This is a genomic window from Rathayibacter rhapontici (genome assembly GCF_001995175.1).
Taxonomy (GTDB): domain Bacteria; phylum Actinomycetota; class Actinomycetes; order Actinomycetales; family Microbacteriaceae; genus Rathayibacter.
Genome location: NZ_MUKN01000010.1, coordinates 26,531 through 43,954, shown reverse-complemented (window position 1 = coordinate 43,954; position 17,424 = coordinate 26,531). Strand labels below are relative to the sequence as shown.

Genomic DNA, 17,424 nt, shown 5'->3' with positions numbered 1-17,424 from the left:
GCCGTGATCATCCGCGATCTCCTCATCACCCCCATCGCCTTCCGCGATCCTCCGCTGCTCAACTCCGACGGCGTGCACGAGCCGCTCGCGCTGCGCACGATCCTCCAGCTCGTCGTCGACGGCGGAGTGATCGGCCTCGGCGAGGGCACGGGCGGAGCGGTCGTCCTCGACCGGCTCCAGCGCGTGCGCTCCGCCGTCATCGGCCGCAGCGTCTTCGACCTCGTGGGCATCGAGCGCGCGATCAGCGCCGCGCTGCTGCACGACGAGCGGGACCTGGCCCGGCGCGAGCAGCGCACCGTCTTCTCGATCGTCGAGGTGGCCTGCCACGACGCGCAGGGGCACCTCGTCGGCCTGCCCGTCGTCGATCTCCTGGGCGGAGCGGCGCGCGACCGCGTGCCCTACAGCGCGTACCTCTTCTACAAGTGGGCCGCGCATCCCGATCTCGACGGCGGGAGCGACGTCCCGGCCGACGAGTGGGGCGAGGCGCTCGACCCCGACGGCATCGTCCGCCAGGCCCGGCAGCTGATCGACCGCTACGGCTTCCGCTCGATCAAGCTCAAGGCGGGCGTCTTCGCCCCGGAGCAGGAGATCGCCGCGATCCGCGCGCTCGCCGAGGCGTTCCCCGGCTACCCGCTCCGCATCGACCCGAACGGCGCGTGGACCGTCGAGACCGCCCTCCACGTCGCGACGAGCTGCGCGACGTGCTCGAGTACTTCGAGGACCCGGTCCTCGGCATCGACGGCATGGCCGCGGTCGCTCCGGGCGCCGGCCTCCCGCTCGCGACCAACATGTGCGTCGTCGCGTTCGAGCACATCCCCGAGGCGGTGGCGAAGGGCGCGGTGCAGATCGTGCTCTCGGACCACCACTACTGGGGCGGACTGCGGCACACCCGCGAGCTCGGCGCGATCTGCGAGACGTTCGGCATCGGGATGTCGATGCACTCGAACTCGCACCTGGGCATCTCCCTCGCGGCCATGACGCACGTCGCCGCGGCGAGCCCCGAGCTCAGCTACGCCTGCGACACCCACTACCCGTGGAACCGGGGCGACGACATCGTCCGGCCCGGAGCCCTCGAGATCGTCGACGGCGACATCGTCGTGCCCAGGGGCCCCGGCCTCGGTGTCGAGCTCGACGAGGAGGCGCTCGAGCGCCAGCACCGCGTCTTCCTCGAGTCCGGACGCAGCCGCCGCGACGACACCGGCTATATGCGCCGCATCGATCCCACCTACGACCCCACCCTGCCGAGGTTCTGATGACCACCCTCACGAGGAGCACCCCGATGACCGACGCGACCACCGAGGCACCCGGGGGCGTCCGCGCTCTGGACGGCGTCCTCTTCTTCCCCGTCACCCCGTTCGACGAGCACGACCGCGTCGACGTCGAGGCGCTGGCCGCGCACGTGGGCGGAGGAGTCTCGGCCGGAGCCGGCGGCGTCTTCATCGCCTGCGGGACGGGCGAGTTCCACGCTCTCGGCATCGACGAGTACGCCACGACCGTGCGCACCGGAGTCGAGGCCACCGCCGGTCGCGTGCCGGTGATCGCCGGAGTCGGCGGTCCGCTCGGCCACGCCCGCGCCTGCATCCAAGCGGCCGAGGAGAGCGGCGTCGACGGCCTGCTGATCCTGCCGCCGTACCTGGTGCGCGGGCCGCAGGAGGGCATCGCGCGCTACGTCGAGCAGCTCGCCGCGTCCACCGCGCTGCCGCTGATCGCCTACCACCGCGGCACCGCGGCCTTCAGCCTCCGCACCGCCGAGCGCCTGCTCGCCCTGCCGACCCTCGTCGGCATCAAGGACGGGGTCGGCGACATCGCGCTCGCCCAGCAGTTCGTGAACCTGGCCGCCCGCGTCGGCCGCGAGGACGTGCAGTTCTTCAACGGACTGCTCACGGCCGAGGCCAGCCAGGCCGCGTACCGCGCCATCGGCGTGCCGCTCTACTCCTCCGCCGTCTTCGCGATGGCGCCGGACATCGCGCTCGCCTTCTACGCCGCCTACCGCGACGGCGACGTCGCCGTGCAGCGCCGCCTGCTCGACGGCTTCTACACTCCGCTGATCCAGCTGCGCGACACCACACCGGGGTTCGCCGTCTCGCTGATCAAGGCGGGCGTGCGGCTCGGCGGGATCGACGCCGGATCCGTGCGCGCGCCCCTCGTGGATCCGTCGCCGGCGCAGCTGTCGGTGCTCTCCGGGCTGCTCGAGACCGCGCGGGAGATGGTCGCGTGAGCGCCGTGGACTCCGCCGTCCGGGCGGCCGTCGCCGCGGCCCCCGCGGCCCGCCGCGCCTCGGACGCCGAGCGCGCGGGCTGGCTCGTCGCCGTCGCCGACGCCCTCGACGCCGCCTCGGCCGAGCTCGTCGCCCTGGCCGACGCCGAGACCCACCTGGGCTCGCCGCGCCTGCCCGGAGAGGTCGCCCGCACCACCGCGCAGCTGCGGCTGTTCGCGTCCGTCGTGCAGGAGGGCTCGTACCTCGAGGCCGTCGTCGACCACGCCGACGCCACGACCACCCCGCCCCGTCCCGACCTCCGGCGGGTGCTCGTGCCGCTGGGCCCGGTCGCGGTGTACGCCGCGTCGAACTTCCCGTTCGCCTTCTCGGTGGCGGGCGGCGACACCGCGTCGGCCCTCGCCGTCGGCTGCCCCGTCGTGGTGAAGGCGCACCCGGGCCACCCGCGCACGTCGCTCCGCACGGCCGCGATCGTCACGGAGGCGCTCGCCGCCGCGGGCGCTCCGACCGGGCTCTTCGGCATGGTCGAGGGGTACCAGGAGGGGATCGACCTCGTCGAGCACCCCGGCATCACCGCCGCCGCGTTCACGGGATCCGTCCGCGGGGGCCGCGCGCTGGCCGACCGGGCCGCCGCGCGACCCGCTCCGATCCCGTTCTTCGGCGAGCTGGGCAGCGCGAACCCGGTCGTCGTGACCGCCGCCGCCGACGCGGCGCGCGGAGGCGAGCTCGCCGCAGGGCTCGCGGGCTCCTTCACGCTCGGGGCCGGCCAGTTCTGCACCAAGCCGGGCATCGTCTTCGTGCCGGAGGGCTCCGCTCTCGAGCGGGCCCTGCCCTCGGCCGTCACCGCGCCGGCCGCGACCATGCTGACCGGATCGATCGCCGACGGATTCGTCCAGGGCTCGACCGCGCTGGCCGGGGTCGAGGGCGTGCAGACGCTGCTCGCCTCCTCCGGCGCCGGCAGCCCCGGCGTCTACGCCGTCGACAGCGCCGTGTTCGTCGAGCAGCACGAGGTGCTCGGCGCCGAGGTCTTCGGCCCGGCCACGCTGCTCGTGCGCTACGGCGAGCGCGACGACCTGCTCGCCGCTCTCGACGGACTCGAGGGCTCGCTCACCGCGACCCTCCACTCCGAGTCCGACGACGACGTCGACGACGTGCTCGCCGCGCTCGTCGACCGCAGCGGCCGGGTGCTCTTCGCCGGCTGGCGACGGGCGTCGCCGTCTCGTGGGCGCAGCAGCACGGAGGGCCGTGGCCGGCGACCACCTCGCAGCACACCTCGGTCGGAGCGACGGCGGTCCGCCGCTTCCAGCGCCCGGTCGCGTTCCAGGACGCTCCGGAGCGCCTGCTGCCGCTCGCCCTGCGCGAGGGCAACCCGCTGGGCGTCCCGCGGCGGGTCGACGGCGTGTACATCGCGTGAGCCTCCGGCGGGCTCCGGAGCGGTGGCCGACCCGGCGCGCCGCACCCGGCGCGCCGCACCCGGCGCGCCGCACCCGGTGCTCGAGGGAACCCCGGACGGTCGAGGCGTCCCGCTGCACCTGGCTGTCTCGACCATCCGGGTTCCCTCACCCACCCCGGGCTGAGCCCGCGTAGCGTGGAGCGCATGGAAGCCGCCTCGATCGAGATCGTGCGGTTCGTCGTGTCGCCGCTCCACCGCTACGAGGGCCGGCCCGCCGACGGGGCGATCCCGTTCGAGGGCAACGAGCAGCCCGACCGCATCGAGATCCGCGCCGGGCTCGGCATCGTCGGCGACCGCTTCTTCGCGCAGCGGGCGCACCGGACGGCCGCGATCACCCTGTTCGCGATCGAATCGCTCGAGCACGCGGCCGCCGAGCTCGGTGCGGGGCCGTTCGACCCCGCCGACGCGCGCCGGAACATCACCCTGCGCGGTGCCGACGTCGACGCCCTCGCCGGCCGCACGTTCGCCCTCGAGCAGGACGACCAGCGGATCGAGTTCCAGGGCGGCCGTCCCGCCAACCCGTGCGCGTGGCTGGATGTCGCGCTCGCCCCCGGCGCCCATAAGGCGCTGCGACGGCGAGGCGGCGTGCGGACCGCACCGCTGGGCAACGGCGTCCTCCGCCTCGGCCCGGCACGGCTGATCCTCCACCGTTCGGAGGACATGCTGATCTGAGCGCTCGGGCGAGCATCTAGGCTCGCTCCGACCACTCACCCCTGATCGAAGGAGGCGCTCCGTGCCCCGAGGCCTCCCCTCGCTCGCCCTCGGCGTCCGCGCCCGCCTCCGCGACGCTGTCGCCACCGCCCGCTCCCGTCGCCGCGATCCGCGCCGTCGCTACAGGCGCACCGACGTCTCGGTGCAGCGCGTCCGCCACGAGGACGTCTGGGCCCGGGTCAGCACGGTCGGCCGCACCGGCGAGCGCACCTTCGTCCTGGTCCCGGGCATCGGAGTCGCGGCCACGTACTTCGAGCGCCTCGCGCCCGCGCTCAACGAGTTCGGCCCCGTGCACGCCCTCGATCTGCCGGGCTTCGGCGGCGTCCCGCACCCGCCGCACGCCCGGCACATGAGCATCCCCGACTACGCCGCGCTCGTCGGGCGGGTGATCGACGAGCTGGGCCTGAAAGATCCGGTCGTCCTCGGCCACTCCATGGGCACGCAGGTCGTCGCCGAGCTGGCCGCTCAGCGCCCCGAGCTCACCACGATCGTGCTGCTGGGCCCTGTGATGAACCGGCACGAGCGCCGCGTGCCGATCGCGGGCCTCCGCTTCGCGCAGTCGAGCCTCCGCGAGCCTCGCCGGGTGGCCCTGCTCGCCGTCGGCGCCTATCTGCTCTGCGGCCCGCGCTGGTTCTCGCGTGTGCTGCCCGAGATGATGCACTACCCGATCGAGGACACCGTGCCGCGGATCCGCGCATCGGCCCTCCTCATCCGCGGCGAGCACGACCGCCTCGTGCCGCAGGAGTGGATCGAGGAGCTGGCGGAGTCGATGCCGCACTCCCGCGCGTGGGAGATCCCCGGCGCCGCCCACTCCGTCATGCACGCGCACGCCGAGGAGGTCGCGCGACTGTGCGTCGAGCACGCCCGGGCCCCGCAGCCCGATCGCGACGAGGCCGGGCTGAAGCGCTACCCCGACGCCGAGATCGACCGCTCCGAGGAGGACGCCCCGATCGCCGATCCGCTCGGCGCCGCCCGCGGCCGGGTGACCGAGCTGGTCGGCATCCTCACCGACGACGACTCGCTCATCGCCGAGGGCAAGACGCAGCACGCCGAGGCGACCGATCCGGCCGCGCTGCGCGACGACGCCTAAGTACGACGCTCAGGAATCCTCGCCCACGATCTCCTCGCGGATCCGGCGCAGGTCCTCGGCGAGCGCCCCCACGAGGATCCAGTGCTCGGGATGCGGCGTCGCGATGACCAGCGGCGCCGTCAGCGCGGGCAGCTCGTCGGTGATGATCTCCGGCTCCGGTACGTCGACCGCCGACTGCACGAGCAGCCGCAGATCGTGCGCCGCGCGGTGCAGCTGCACCGCGATGTCGGCGATGGTGGGCTCGCGCACCAGCTCCACGTCGTACAGGTCGTGCACCGTGCGGGTCATCCCGCGCACGCGCGTGACGATCCGGCCGAGCCGCGGAGTGACGGAGTCGAGCGCCTCGAGCCGGTCGCGGTGGGCGGAGCGGCGCGGATTCAGGCGGAGCGACTCCTCGCCCGTGACGATCGCCGCCTCGGCCTTCACCTGCATGGTCTGCAGCAGCCGCGCGTTGATCAGCAGCTCGTCGAGGCGTCGCCGCTCCACCGGCGTCTGGAGGGCGTCGCCGAGGTCGTCGAGCGCCGCGGCGAGCTGCGCGGTGAGGTCGCCGACCGCCCTCTCGGCGGGCCCGAGCGCGACCGGCGGCACGAGGAGCCCGTTGACGACGACTCCGACCGCCGCGCCGATGAGGGTCTCGACGATGCGGTCGAACGCGTAGTTCGGAGTGACCGCGCCGACCGAGAGCACGAGCATCGCGCTGATCGGGATCTGCACCGCCGAGGCCGGCGTCAGCCGCACCGCCCAGCCCACCGCGATGGCGGCCACGATCGCGATCAGCACGATCACGCTCTCGCCGCCGAACAGCGTCCCGATCACCGAGCCCAGGACGACGCCCAGGATCACGCCGACGCTGCGCTCGAGCGCCTTCGCGAACGACTGGTTCACGCTGGGCGCGACGACGAGCAGCGCCGCGATCGCGCCGAACACGGGCAGCGTGCCGGGGAAGACCGCGGCCGCGATGCCCCAGGTGACGACGGTCGCGACGGCCGTCTTGACCAGCTGCAGCAGCGGCGGCCGGGTGGCCACGGTGAAGCTGGAGGTCAGGCGCATGCCCCCACGGTAGCGAGCGCGCCGGAGCGGACGCCGTGCCCGTTCAGCGCTCGTGCGCCGACTCCACGCTCGCGAGCACCGCGCGGAGCGCGCGCGCCGCCTCGGCCCGCTGCGCTGACGACACCCCCGCCAGCAGCTCGCGCTCGACCGCGAGCACCTCGGGGAACGCCCGGTCGATCAGCTCGACGCCGCCCTCGGTCAGCGCGATCAGCGCCCCCCGCCCGTCGGCCGGGTTCGCCGAGCGCACGACGAGCCCGCGCTTCTCGAGCGCGTGCAGCCGCTTCGTGATCGCGGGAGCGGAGGCGAGCCCGATGGTCCGCAGCGCGCTCGGCGACCGCGGCTCCCCCGCCCGCCGCAGCGTCGTCAGCACGTCGAACTCGCCGCGGGTGAGCCCGTGGGCGGCGAGCCGCTCCTCCGTCGCCCGCACGACGAGTGCGGAGGCGCGGATCAGCCGGCCGATCACGTCGACCGCCTCGGTGTCGAGCTCGGGCCGCAGCACCGCCCAGCCCTCGCGGATCTCATCGACCGCATCGCGCGCTGGACTCCCGAAGTGATTCACGAGTAAAGTATATCCGGTTCACCCGTGAACCACTTCCGGCCGGTGCCGCTCGGATCCGCCCGCCGACCCGAGGACGCCATGCCCACCACCCTGCTGCCACCGCTCCCCCACCCGAAGGAGCTCGTCACCCTCGGCCCGCACGCCGGCGCCCACCGCGTCGCGATCCGCGCCGGCGTCTCGATGGCGGTCCCCCTGCTCGTGCTCTGGGCCTTCGGACGCACCGACCTCGCGCTTTACGCGACCTTCGGCGCCTTCACCGCCCTCTACGGCCGCCAGCACACCCACCGCCCGCGCCTGCGGATGCAGCTCTCGGCCGCCGCCTACCTCGTCACCGTGGTCACCGTCGGCACCGCGGTCGCTCTGTCACCCGCCCGCGAGTGGCTGATCATCCCCGTGGTGGTCGCCGTCGCCGTCGCCGCCGCGTACCTGAGCGACGCCCTGCACTGGCACCCGCCCGGCCCGCTCTTCCCCGTCTTCGCCGTCACGGCGTGCGCCTCCGTCCCCACCGATCCCGCCCGCATCCCGGAGGCGTTCCTCCTCTCGGCCGCGTCCGCCGCCTTCGCGCTCCTCGTCGGAGTGGCCGGAGTGGCCTCGCCCCGGGCCCGTCGTCTGCCGCCCACCCCGTGGCGCACCTCGTTCCGGGCGGCCGCTGCCCGCCCCTCGACCCGCGCCGCGATGCTCCGCTTCGGCGCCGTCGTCCTGGTCTCCGGAGCGATCCCCACCGCCACCGGCCTCGGCCACCCCTACTGGGCGATGGTCGCCGCCGTCGCCGCCGTCTCGGGCGCCGACACCGCCGCCCGCCTGGTCCGCGCCGGCCACCGGATGCTCGGCACCGTCGTCGGCGTCGCGATCGCCGCCGCCCTGCTCGCCCTCCCCCTGTCGCCGCTGGCCACGATCGCCGTCGTCGTCCTCCTCCAGGTCCTCGCCGAGCTCTTCGTCGGCCGCAACTACGGCGTGACCCTCGCCTTCGTCACCCCGCTCGCGATCCTGATGGTCGAGCTGGCCCACCGCACCGACGAGCTCGTCCTCCTCCGCGACCGCGCCCTCGAGACCGCCATCGGCGTCGCCGTCGGCGTCGTCGCCACCCTCCTCGCTCACGCGGCGTCCTCCCGCCGCCGCTGACGCCGCCCCGCGCCGGAACGTCACCCAGGACCACCCGTCAGCCACGATCGTGGCTGAGCACCACTCCCGGCTGAGGTTCTGCGCGTCGGGCCGCGGAGACGGCGACCGGACCCTCTCGCGAGATGCACGAGCGGAACAGCCCCCGCCACCGCACTCCCGAGGACGGACGGCAGCAGAGCCCAGCGCTCCTCCGCCATGAGCGCCCGCTGCTGCGCGACCCCTCCCTCGCTCGAGGTCAGGGAACACTCGAGGACGACGAGCAGCACGGCAGCCACCGCCGCTCCCGCCAGCAGGCCGGCCGACGCCCCCGCCCACCAGCGTCGGCGCCCGATCAGTCGGAGCGTGCCGACGAGGACGAGCATCCAGAGCACCCCGAGCGGGAGCGACAGCGCCGCTCCCCAGACGAGGCCGATCACGCCGCCGATCACTCCTGTGATCAGGTCACCACCGTGCAGGGCGGAATGCAGACCTCCGAGAAGGACCGTCCCTGCAAGCGCGAGCAGCCCCGCGGTCGCTCCGTACGTCACCGGTCGCATCCGCCGAGTGTCGCAGCGAGCCTCCGTCGACGGACGACGAGCGCAGGACGTCGGTCGCGAGCCGAACGGACGGTTCCACGCTTTCGCCGCCTCCGCCGAGGAGCTCGGCGAGCCGCACACGGCGAAGGCCCCCGCTCACCGGGAGCAGGGGCCTTCGTCCGACCGTCGAACCGGTCCTCTCCGCGGTTACCTCACCACTGCCGCCGTCGCCGCGGAGGTGCGCGTCGCCGTCGTGTACGCGGTCTTCTTGCCCGTGACGGTGACCGTGATCGTCTTCCCCACGGTCGCGCTGGTGGGTTTGTAGGTGGTCGCGGTCGCGCCGGTGATCGCCGTTCCGTTCGCCTTCCACTGGTACGTCAGCGCCACCGGTGCGGGGCCCCACGTTCCTGCGGTCGCGGTGAGGGTCGAGCCGACCTTCGCCGTGCCGGTGATCCTCGGGGTCACCGCGGTCAGGGTGCCGGAGGCGACGGCCGCGGTGGCCGAGGAGGTCCGGGTCGCCGAGGTGTACCCCGCCTTCGTTCCGGACACCGTGACCGTGATCGTCTTGCCCAGGGTGGCCGCCGACGGCTGGTAGGTGCTGCCCGTCGCGCCGGAGAGCGCCGTTCCGTTCGCCTTCCACTGGTAGGTGAAGGCGACCGGCGCCGGACCCCAGGCGCCCGGTACCGCGGTCAGAGTGGAGCCGACCTTCGCGGTGCCGGTGATCGTCGGCGTCACGGCGGCGAACGTGCCGGCCACGACCGCCGGGGTGGCGATCGAGGTGCGGCTCGCTCCCGTGTATCCGGTCTTGCTGCCCGCGACCGTCACGCTGATCCTCTTGCCGAGAGTCGCGCTGGAGGGCGTGTAGGTGCTGGCCGTCGCTCCCGAGAGTGCGACGCCGTCGGCCTTCCACTGGTAGGAGAAGGTCACGGGCGCAGGACCCCACGTCCCCGGGTTCGCGGTGAGGGTGGAGCCCACCTTCGCCGTGCCGGTGACCGTCGGAGTCGCCGCCGTCAGCGCGCCTCCCGAGACCGCCGCGGTCGCGGTCGAGACCCGCGTCGTCGACACGTACCCGCTCTTGGAGCCGGTCACCGCGACGGTGATCGTCTTCCCCGCGTCCGTCGACGCGAGCCGGTAGGTGCCCGCGGTCGCGCCGCTGATGGCCGTGCCGTTCGCGCGCCACTGGTACGCGAGCACCACCGGAGCAGGCCCCCACGTCCCGGCGTTCGCCGTCAGGGTCGACCCGACGGTCGCGGTCCCGCTGATGGCCGGAGTGGGAGCGGTGAGCGCTGACCCGCTGAGCGCCACGACCGTCGACGTCGGCGAGCTCTCTCCGCCGGCGTTGATCGCCGTGACGCTGAGCGTGTAAGTGCCCCCCGCTGCGAGGTTGGTGAACGTGTACGACCGAGCACTCGCGGCGACCACGGTCGACCACGGACCGGAGCCCGCGTTGTCGACTCCGTTGCGCGAGACGCGGTAGCCGGTGATCGCCGGGTTCCCGGGGTCCGTCGGCGGCATCCACCCGATGGTCGCCGTACGAGCCGTGTTGTTGATGGTTCCACCTACCGACGTCGGCGAGGAGGGCGGCAAGTAGGGGTTGGAGACACCGTCGACACTCGCGAGGGAACTGACGCCGATGGCATTGATCGTCTGCACTGTGAATGTGTATGTGGTGTTCGCACGGAGGTTCGTGAACGTCTGCGACAGCTTGTCCGCTGCGACGACCGTCGACCACGGTCCACTTCCCGACGCATCCGTTCCAGAGCGAGCGACGCGGTATCCGGTGATGTCGCTGCCACCATCAGAGTTCGGCGGCCACCACGAAACTGTTACCGACGTTCCGGAGGAACTGGTCGATACGTATTCCGGCTCGGACGGCTTCGATGCACCGGTATTGAACGGGACGCAGACCTGCGGCGACTTCGCGTATTCGGTGTAGTCCGACTCACGCGACCTCTCATAGGGTGAGACTGCCCAGATACAGAAGTCATATCGAGAATTTCGGTCGAGCTGAACCGTGTGGGATTGAGTGGTTACGGGGAACGACTCCGCACCGTCTTCCCACATGTCCCTGTCCGTGCCCCGATAAGTATCGAAGACGTACCAGCGGTAAGAGTCGAAGTCACACGACTGGCCGTTGAGGCTCGGCCGCTCCCACCGGAAGCTAGCGAGGCCCGTACTCGCGTCAGCGGCCGCGGTGACGTTTGTCGGCGCAGGTGGACTCCCGAAATTCCTGAAATACGATGTTTCGGTCACACTCTGTGTGGCTGAGCTCTCAAGAAGCTGGCCGTTAGCCCCTCCTACGAAAGGAGCAACCATATCCGTCACACTTGACACTTCTACGAGAAGTTGCCGGTCGATTCGAGGCAGGTACAGTACGGTCGAACTCTTTCCGGCGACGCTTGCGAAAGCAACCGTATAGGTTTCATCCGGGTCAAACGAACTCGAACTGTAGCTGATTCCATAGACGTGAACGCGATACCCGGCGACCGCCTGGGCCGGAGGAGTCCAAGAGATCGTCACGGCCTCCGTGCAACCATCATTCGATGCGACGACATTCGTGGGCGGAGCGGGCGATCCTGCGGCCTGCGCTGGAGCGGCCACGAGCAAGGACATCAAGAGGGCGAGCAAGAGAGAGAAGCTGAGTGCGGCTTTGCGCATGAAAGTCGGGATCTTCCGGGTTCGTCGAGTGAACGGGTCGACGATCGCCGAGTCCTACCGGATGGTCCCACCCCGCCGCATTCCGCCCCAGACCCCGTTCAAGGGGGACAAAAATCGCCACACGAGCGGCTTGTCCCCACCCCAGGTACAAGGCGTCCGAGCCCATCAGGATCAGCGGTTCCAGGCAAGACGAAAGGCCCCCTGCTTCCGTGGAAGCGGGGGGCCTTCTCGTGGCGGTACCGGTGGGATTTGAACCCACGGTGGACGCAAGCCCACACATGTTTTCGAGACATGCTCCTTCGGCCGCTCGGACACGGTACCGGGGTCGAGTGTACGCGACGCTCTCAAGTCGCGCCAATCGGCGCGGAGGCGGGGCGCCGGACGGCCGGCGACCGCGAGCAGAGCCGGCTCAGACCGCCGCGGGCAGGAGGAACGACAGCACGCGGTCCCACTCCGAGACGGCCAGCAGGTGGCCGCGGCCCGGGACGACCTCGAGGCGGGAGTCGGCGAGGCGAGCGGCGTACCACTCGCCGTGCACGCGGCCGACCTCGGGATCCTCGGCGCCGTAGAGGAGGAGCGCGGGCGATGCGACCTGGTCGACCGCGAAGCCCCAGTCGAGCAGGGTGTAGCCGACGATGTCGGCGGCCATGCCGGTGGTGCCCTGCGCGGCGGCGCGCTCGAGCATGCGGAGGAGGCGGTCGCGGACGCCGGGGGCCTCGAGGAGCGGGGCGTCGGCGCCGGCCGCGCCGAGCATCCCGAGGAGGGCGGCCGGGTCGGGACCCGGGCCGAACGCCTCCCCGAGCATCGTGTCGAGGGCGCGGACGGCGTCGGCGGACGGCAGGGCCCGGAGCGACTCGAGCATCGCCCGGTTGGCGTCGCCGACCCACGGCACGGCGTCGTCGGGCGCCGGAGTCGCGAGGACGGCCACGCGCTCGACGAGGCCGGGGTAGTTGGCCGAGAGGGCGAGCGCGACGCGGCCGCCGGCCGACCATCCCGCGGCGGTGACGGAGGCGATGCCGATCGTGGCGAGGTACTCGGCGATGTCGGCGGCGGCCTGCTCGGGAGCGGCGGGAGCGCCGGCACCCGCCTGGTCGAGGTCGGTGAGCAGCTCGGACGCGCCGTACCCGGGACGGTCGACCGAGAGCAGGCGCACGCCGTGGCGCGCGGTCGCCTCGGGGTCGGGGTCGAAGTCGGCCGATCCGGGAGCGGGATGCGCGAGCACGACGACGTGCTCGGCGTGCTCCGGCCCCGTCCAGGTGACGCCGAGCGCGCGGCCGGACTTGAGGTGGTGCACTGTCGACGACATGGGGTCAGTCTCGCGCAGACCTCCGACAGCGCGGGCTCGCCGCTCCCTGCAGCGGCGCTTCTCCCCAGGCATCGAGCCCGCGCACTTCTCCCCCGACCGGGCGCGCTGCGGACGAGTGTCGGCAGTGGCGGCTATCGTCGAAGACACGTTCGAAGGAACGCTCCGATGTCGGAGGCCGCTCGTAGCCTCGCTGACGCCGATCCACCCCACTCAGCCCCGCTCCGGAAGGACCTCATGGCCGCCTCGAAGACGCGCACCGCCGCCTACCGCTGCTCGGAGTGCGGCTGGACGACCGCGAAGTGGGTCGGCCGCTGCGGCGAGTGCCAGCAGTGGGGCACGGTCGTCGAGAGCACCGAGCGCACCGGGCTCGTACGCGCGGTCGCGGCCGTCGCCCCCTCGGCGAACCGCGTCGCCCGCCCCATCACCGAGATCCCGACGACTTCGGGTGCCCACCATCGGCCCACGGGAGTCGGCGAGCTCGATCGCGTGCTCGGCGGCGGCATCGTCTCGGGTGCCGTGGTCCTGCTCTCGGGCGAGCCCGGCGTCGGCAAGTCCACGCTGCTGCTCGAGGTCGCGTCCCGCGCCGCCGCCGAGGGCCAGCGCGTCCTCTACGTCAGCGCCGAGGAGTCGGCCGCCCAGGTCCGCATGCGCGCCGAGCGCACCGGCGCGATGCACGACAGCCTCTACCTCGCGGCCGAGACCGACCTGGCGACGGTCCTCGGTCAGATCGACGAGGTGCAGCCTGACCTCCTCATCGTCGACTCCGTGCAGACCGTCGCGAGCGACACCGTCGACGGCCTGCCCGGCGGCCCCAGCCAGGTCCGCGAGGTCGCGGCGACGCTCATCCGGGTCTGCAAGGAGCGCGCGCTGCCCCTCGTGCTCGTCGGGCACGTCACGAAGGACGGCTCGATCGCCGGCCCTCGACTGCTCGAGCACCTGGTCGACGTCGTCTGCCACTTCGAGGGCGACCGGCAGACGGCGCTGCGCTTCGTCCGCTCGCTCAAGAACCGGTTCGGCCCGACCGACGAGGTCGGCTGCTTCGAGATGACCGCCGAGGGCATCGCCGAGATCCCCGACCCGAGCGGCCTGTTCCTCTCGCGCACCCGCTTCCCCACCCCGGGCATCTGCGTCACGGTGGCGATGGAGGGCCGACGCGCCCTGCCCGTCGAGATCCAGGCGCTCGTCATCGCGAACGACGGCGAGCACCCCCGCCGCGTCACCAACGGCGTCGACGCCTCGCGCGTCGCGATGATCCTCGCCGTCCTCGAACGGCAGGCGGGCATCCCGTTGCGCCGGTGCGACGTCTATGTGTCGACGGTCGGCGGAGTGAAGCTGATGGAGCCCGCGGCCGACCTCGCCATCGCCGTCGCGATCGCCTCCGCCCACGCCTACACGCCGCTGCGGCCCGGCATTGCCGCGTTCGGCGAGATCAGCCTCTCCGGAGACATCCGCCCGGCCTCCGGGGCCAAGCAGCGCGCCAACGAGGCCACCCGCCTCGGCCACTCCTCGCACCTCGACTCCAGCGCCTTCACGCTCTCGAGCGCCATCACGCACGCCCTCGTGCCGGTGCCCGCCCGGATCCCCGAGGGTCGCTCCGGCCCCCGATCGAGCATGCAGGGCGCCTAGACCGGCACCCGGAGCGGACGCCGCCTAGACCCCGCCGACTAGACCCCGCCGCCTCCACCGCCACCGCCGCCGCCGCCCGAGCTGCCGCCACCCCCGGCGCCGCCGCTCGACGAGCTCGTCGACGAGCCCACGAAGCTCGACGCCGACGACGAGAACGACGACACGCTGCTCGCGAAAGCCGCTGCCTGGAACCCGCGCGACCCCGAGTACCAGACCGGATCCTCGCCCGACTGCTCGTACGCGACCGACAGCGCCGTCGCCCACTCCGACTCGAGCCCCAGCAGCACCGCCCACGGCAGCAGCCGCTCGGTCACCTCCACGACCTCCACCGGACCGAGCGTCCGGCGCTGCGCCCCCTCCGGCGACTGCAGGACTGCGAACCGATCCGCCTCCGCCAGCTTCAGATACAGCTCCAGCCCGCGCAGATGATCGCGCAGCTCCGCCCCCGCCGCCGTCACCGGCACCTTCGCCAGCAGCACGCACACCAGCGCCCCGACCGCGATCGCCACCAGCACCAGCACGAACGGCAGCGCCCCGCCGAGCGATGCGACGAGCAGACCCGCACCGCCGACCACCGCGACGATCACGGCCGCGACGGTGGCGAGGATCAGCCAGACCGACCCGCGCACCGTCCCCGGACGCTGCAGCCCCTCCTCCTCGACCCGCTTCGGGAGCGCGCCGAGCAGACCGGTGACCGCCTTGCCGAACTCCTTGTCCTTCCCGGCCAGATCCCGGACGGTACCGGGCGCCGGCGACGGACCGAACGCGATGTCCCGGAAGCGCTGCTCGTCCACCGCCAGCGGACGCGGCCGCCCGGCGCGCCGCAGCGACACCTCGGCCGGATCGAGCACCCGCAGGAGGAACGACGGCTTCCCCTTCGGCCCGTCGACCTCCTCGATCCGGGCGAACCGCCGCACCGCGGAGTCGACCAGCGCCGCCGCGGCGGCCCGCGAGGTCTTCGATCGCAGCTGCGCCGACAGGAACAGCCCCTGCACCGGAGGCTCGTACTCGGCGATGATCGTCGGCCTGCCCGGCGCGTCCTTCAGCACCGTGGCACGCCGTCTCGCGGCCAGGGCCAGCAGGGCCAGCGACGCCGCCAGCCCGAGGAGCTGCACCCACGCCCAGCCGGCCGCGAAGTAGCTGTCGTCCCGCGGCGTGAACGTGCCCGGCGCGAAGCCCAGCGCGATCGTCACGTTCTCCCCCGCCGCGAGGTCGCTGCCGGTGGCGGTGACCACTCCGTCGCCCTCCTCCAGCACGCAGCCGTCCGTCGAGCCGGCGACGCCCCGGTAGCAGGACGCGGTCCCGGTCGCGGCCTCGGCCAGCCCGGGACCCAGCTCCACGCGGATCCGGTAGTCGTCGAACGGCTGGCGCCAGGCGGTGCCGTTCGCGTCCCAGTAGAACTCGTCCTCGCCGCTCGTCGTGCCCGAGGCGGGCAGCGTGACGTTCCGCTGCGTGTAGGTGAACACGTAGGTCTGGCTGCCGCTCACGTAGTCGTCCGCGGCGCTGGTGACGATCAGGAAGCCGTCCTCCGACTCCGTGTCGACGGGTCGGGGCTCGCCGTCGCCGTCCGTCACCGACACGAGGTCGACGTCGGTCGGCCGCCCCTCGAACTCGAGCGGGATCGCCCGCTGCATCCCGCGGTTCTGGTTCGACGGGAACTCGGCGACGAAGGTCTCCTCCGTCGTCAGGACCGACCGGCCCTCGGCGTCGCGGTCGAGCACGAAGTCGGCCGAGTACTCCGAGAAGCGGAAGTCGTCCACGCCCGCTCGCAGTGCGGAGGCCGAGGCGGCGGGCGCTGCGAGCAGCGCCGCGAGGAGCATCCCTCCAACGGTGACCGCGGACAGGACGGCGGAGAGAGTGGCCCTCATGTCCCCGAGCGTAGGCGCGGGACGTGGCCCGCCGCGTCCGCCGAGCGGGCGAGACGTTACCGCAGCAGGAACTGCGTCGTCGACCCGGACGGGATGCCCGCGATCGACACCGAGAGCGAGTACGCGGCACCCTCGGCGGCGACCGCCTCGCGTCCGCCGTCGCACGTGTCGGGCGAGGAGCGGGTGCGGTCCCAGGTGATCGGGCTCCCGGTCACCGTGCGGCCCGACTGCAGCAGCACGTCCAGATCGGAGGCGCCGGTCTGGCAGTCGGTCGAGGACCAGATCGGGTCCGAGCCGCTCGTGATGGTGAAGACCTGCTGCGACGTCCCCGCGTTGATCACGCAGTCCGAGCTCGAGATGTTGGCGAGCGAGAGCGAGAGCTGCGGATTCTCATCCGAGGAGTAGCTCGTCGAGTCCGTGACCGCCGTCACCGCGACCATGTCGGCGGTGCAGTCCGGCACGGCTCCCGATGCCGACGGCATGGTCGAGGGGTAGAGCGTGGGCAGCGGACTGGTCGACGGGCCCGTGCCGTCGGCCGCCGGCCGCGATCCCGCCCACGGCTGGAGCGACAGCAGCACGGCCACGCCGACCACGATCACGAGCAGCGCCAGCAGCACGCCGGCCCTGCGCCTGCGGTACACCCGGGAGGGCAGGCGGCGGGGCGGCGGAGTCACCGGAACAGGCTACGACGCCGCAGCCGTCAGAGCGTCTTCAGCATGCGGGTGTTGCCGAGCGTGTTCGGCTTCACGCGAGCGAGGTCGAGGAACTCCGCGACACCCTCGTCGGGAGAGCGGAGCAGCTCGGCGTACACCTCGGGGTCGACGACCTTCTCGCCGATCGGCGCGTAGCCGTGGCTCCGGAAGAAGTCGACTTCGAAGGTCAGGCAGAACAGGCGCTTGAGCCCCAGTTCGCGCGCGTCGTTCTCGAGCCGCTCCAGGATGTGGTGGCCGACTCCGCGGCCCAGCCAGTCCTGCGTCACGGCGAGGGTGCGCACCTCGGCGATGTCGTCCCACATCACGTGCAGCGCGCCGCAGCCGATCGCGTTGCCCTCGCCGTCCTCGGCGATGCGGAACTCCTGCACCGCGCCGTACAGCACCACTCGGTCCTTGCCCAGGAGGATCCGCTCGTTGACCAGGGGCTCGCTCAGCTCCTGGATGAAGGGGACGTCGCTCGTGCGCGCCCGGCGCACCGGGTACTTCCAATCGGCCATTGGACAAGCGTAGGGCGAAACGACGACGAGCCCGCCCCCTC

The 17,424-nt window shown here is 72.7% G+C and carries 13 protein-coding genes, 1 tRNA gene and 2 pseudogenes; 7 read left to right on the top strand and 9 right to left on the bottom strand.

Going from position 1 to position 17,424, the window contains the following annotated elements; all coding sequences use genetic code 11:
• Nucleotides 1-3: 3 nt before the first annotated feature.
• The 5 genes and pseudogenes from B0T42_RS22600 (at nt 4) to B0T42_RS04875 (ending at nt 5,469) form a co-directional block, all read left to right on the top strand.
• Nucleotides 4-1,253, top strand: a pseudogene (locus B0T42_RS22600) (glucarate dehydratase family protein).
• A 26-nt stretch (nt 1,254-1,279) separates the two neighbouring features.
• Complete coding sequence (locus tag B0T42_RS04890; RefSeq protein ID WP_094742677.1) at nt 1,280-2,218, top strand: 5-dehydro-4-deoxyglucarate dehydratase; 939 nt, start codon at nt 1,280-1,282, stop codon at nt 2,216-2,218.
• Nucleotides 2,215-3,629: pseudogene (locus B0T42_RS04885) on the top strand (aldehyde dehydrogenase family protein). The gene B0T42_RS04890 and the pseudogene B0T42_RS04885 overlap by 4 nt, the downstream one beginning before the upstream one ends.
• A 183-nt stretch (nt 3,630-3,812) precedes the next feature.
• Nucleotides 3,813-4,340: an MOSC domain-containing protein gene (locus B0T42_RS04880; protein ID WP_077222169.1), complete on the top strand. Its 528-nt coding sequence runs from the start codon at nt 3,813-3,815 to the stop codon at nt 4,338-4,340.
• 61 nt (nt 4,341-4,401) lie between these two features.
• Complete coding sequence (locus tag B0T42_RS04875; RefSeq protein WP_077222168.1) at nt 4,402-5,469, top strand: alpha/beta fold hydrolase; 1,068 nt, start codon at nt 4,402-4,404, stop codon at nt 5,467-5,469.
• 9 nt (nt 5,470-5,478) lie between these two features.
• Here B0T42_RS04875 and B0T42_RS04870 read toward each other — a convergent pair whose 3' ends face one another.
• Both B0T42_RS04870 and B0T42_RS04865 read right to left on the bottom strand, forming a co-directional pair.
• Nucleotides 5,479-6,519, bottom strand: a complete 1,041-nt coding sequence (locus tag B0T42_RS04870) for an FUSC family protein (RefSeq protein WP_077222167.1) — start codon at nt 6,517-6,519, stop codon at nt 5,479-5,481.
• 43 nt (nt 6,520-6,562) lie between these two features.
• Nucleotides 6,563-7,078 carry a MarR family winged helix-turn-helix transcriptional regulator gene (locus tag B0T42_RS04865; protein WP_077222166.1) on the bottom strand — a complete coding sequence of 172 codons (516 nt, stop codon included), beginning with the start codon at nt 7,076-7,078 and terminating at the stop codon, nt 6,563-6,565.
• Between the two features lie 78 nt (nt 7,079-7,156).
• Between B0T42_RS04865 and B0T42_RS04860 the strand changes: the two genes are divergently transcribed.
• Nucleotides 7,157-8,200 carry an FUSC family protein gene (locus tag B0T42_RS04860; protein WP_139344419.1) on the top strand — a complete coding sequence of 348 codons (1,044 nt, stop codon included), beginning with the start codon at nt 7,157-7,159 and terminating at the stop codon, nt 8,198-8,200.
• A gap of 20 nt (nt 8,201-8,220) precedes the next feature.
• Here B0T42_RS04860 and B0T42_RS04855 read toward each other — a convergent pair whose 3' ends face one another.
• The 4 genes from B0T42_RS04855 to B0T42_RS04840 all read right to left on the bottom strand — a co-directional run bounded on the left by B0T42_RS04855 (nt 8,221) and on the right by B0T42_RS04840 (nt 12,679).
• Nucleotides 8,221-8,736 (bottom strand): hypothetical protein, encoded by a 516-nt coding sequence (locus B0T42_RS04855; RefSeq protein ID WP_139344418.1) that lies wholly within the window; start codon nt 8,734-8,736, stop codon nt 8,221-8,223.
• Between the two features lie 186 nt (nt 8,737-8,922).
• Complete coding sequence (locus tag B0T42_RS21030) at nt 8,923-10,779, bottom strand: fibronectin type III domain-containing protein (protein ID WP_446737355.1); 1,857 nt, start codon at nt 10,777-10,779, stop codon at nt 8,923-8,925.
• Nucleotides 10,780-11,604: 825 nt separating this feature from the next.
• Nucleotides 11,605-11,694, bottom strand: a tRNA-Ser gene (locus B0T42_RS04845).
• 88 nt (nt 11,695-11,782) lie between these two features.
• Nucleotides 11,783-12,679 (bottom strand): alpha/beta fold hydrolase, encoded by an 897-nt coding sequence (locus B0T42_RS04840; protein ID WP_158078039.1) that lies wholly within the window; start codon nt 12,677-12,679, stop codon nt 11,783-11,785.
• A gap of 234 nt (nt 12,680-12,913) precedes the next feature.
• Here B0T42_RS04840 and radA point away from each other — a divergent pair, with 234 nt between their 5' ends.
• Entirely contained in the window at nt 12,914-14,305 is a 1,392-nt protein-coding gene (gene radA / locus B0T42_RS04835; protein WP_077222161.1) for a DNA repair protein RadA, read from the top strand.
• Between the two features lie 38 nt (nt 14,306-14,343).
• Here the strand turns inward: radA and B0T42_RS04830 are convergent, their stop codons facing one another.
• Genes B0T42_RS04830 through B0T42_RS04820 form a run of 3 tightly spaced genes read right to left on the bottom strand, consistent with a single transcriptional unit; the run spans nt 14,344 to nt 17,383 of the window.
• Nucleotides 14,344-16,173 carry a DUF2207 family protein gene (locus B0T42_RS04830; protein WP_077222160.1) on the bottom strand — a complete coding sequence of 610 codons (1,830 nt, stop codon included), beginning with the start codon at nt 16,171-16,173 and terminating at the stop codon, nt 14,344-14,346.
• A gap of 56 nt (nt 16,174-16,229) precedes the next feature.
• Entirely contained in the window at nt 16,230-16,847 is a 618-nt protein-coding gene (locus B0T42_RS04825) for a hypothetical protein (protein WP_236720119.1), read from the bottom strand.
• Between the two features lie 26 nt (nt 16,848-16,873).
• Nucleotides 16,874-17,383, bottom strand: a complete 510-nt coding sequence (locus tag B0T42_RS04820; RefSeq protein ID WP_077222158.1) for an amino-acid N-acetyltransferase — start codon at nt 17,381-17,383, stop codon at nt 16,874-16,876.
• Nucleotides 17,384-17,424: the final 41 nt, after the last annotated feature.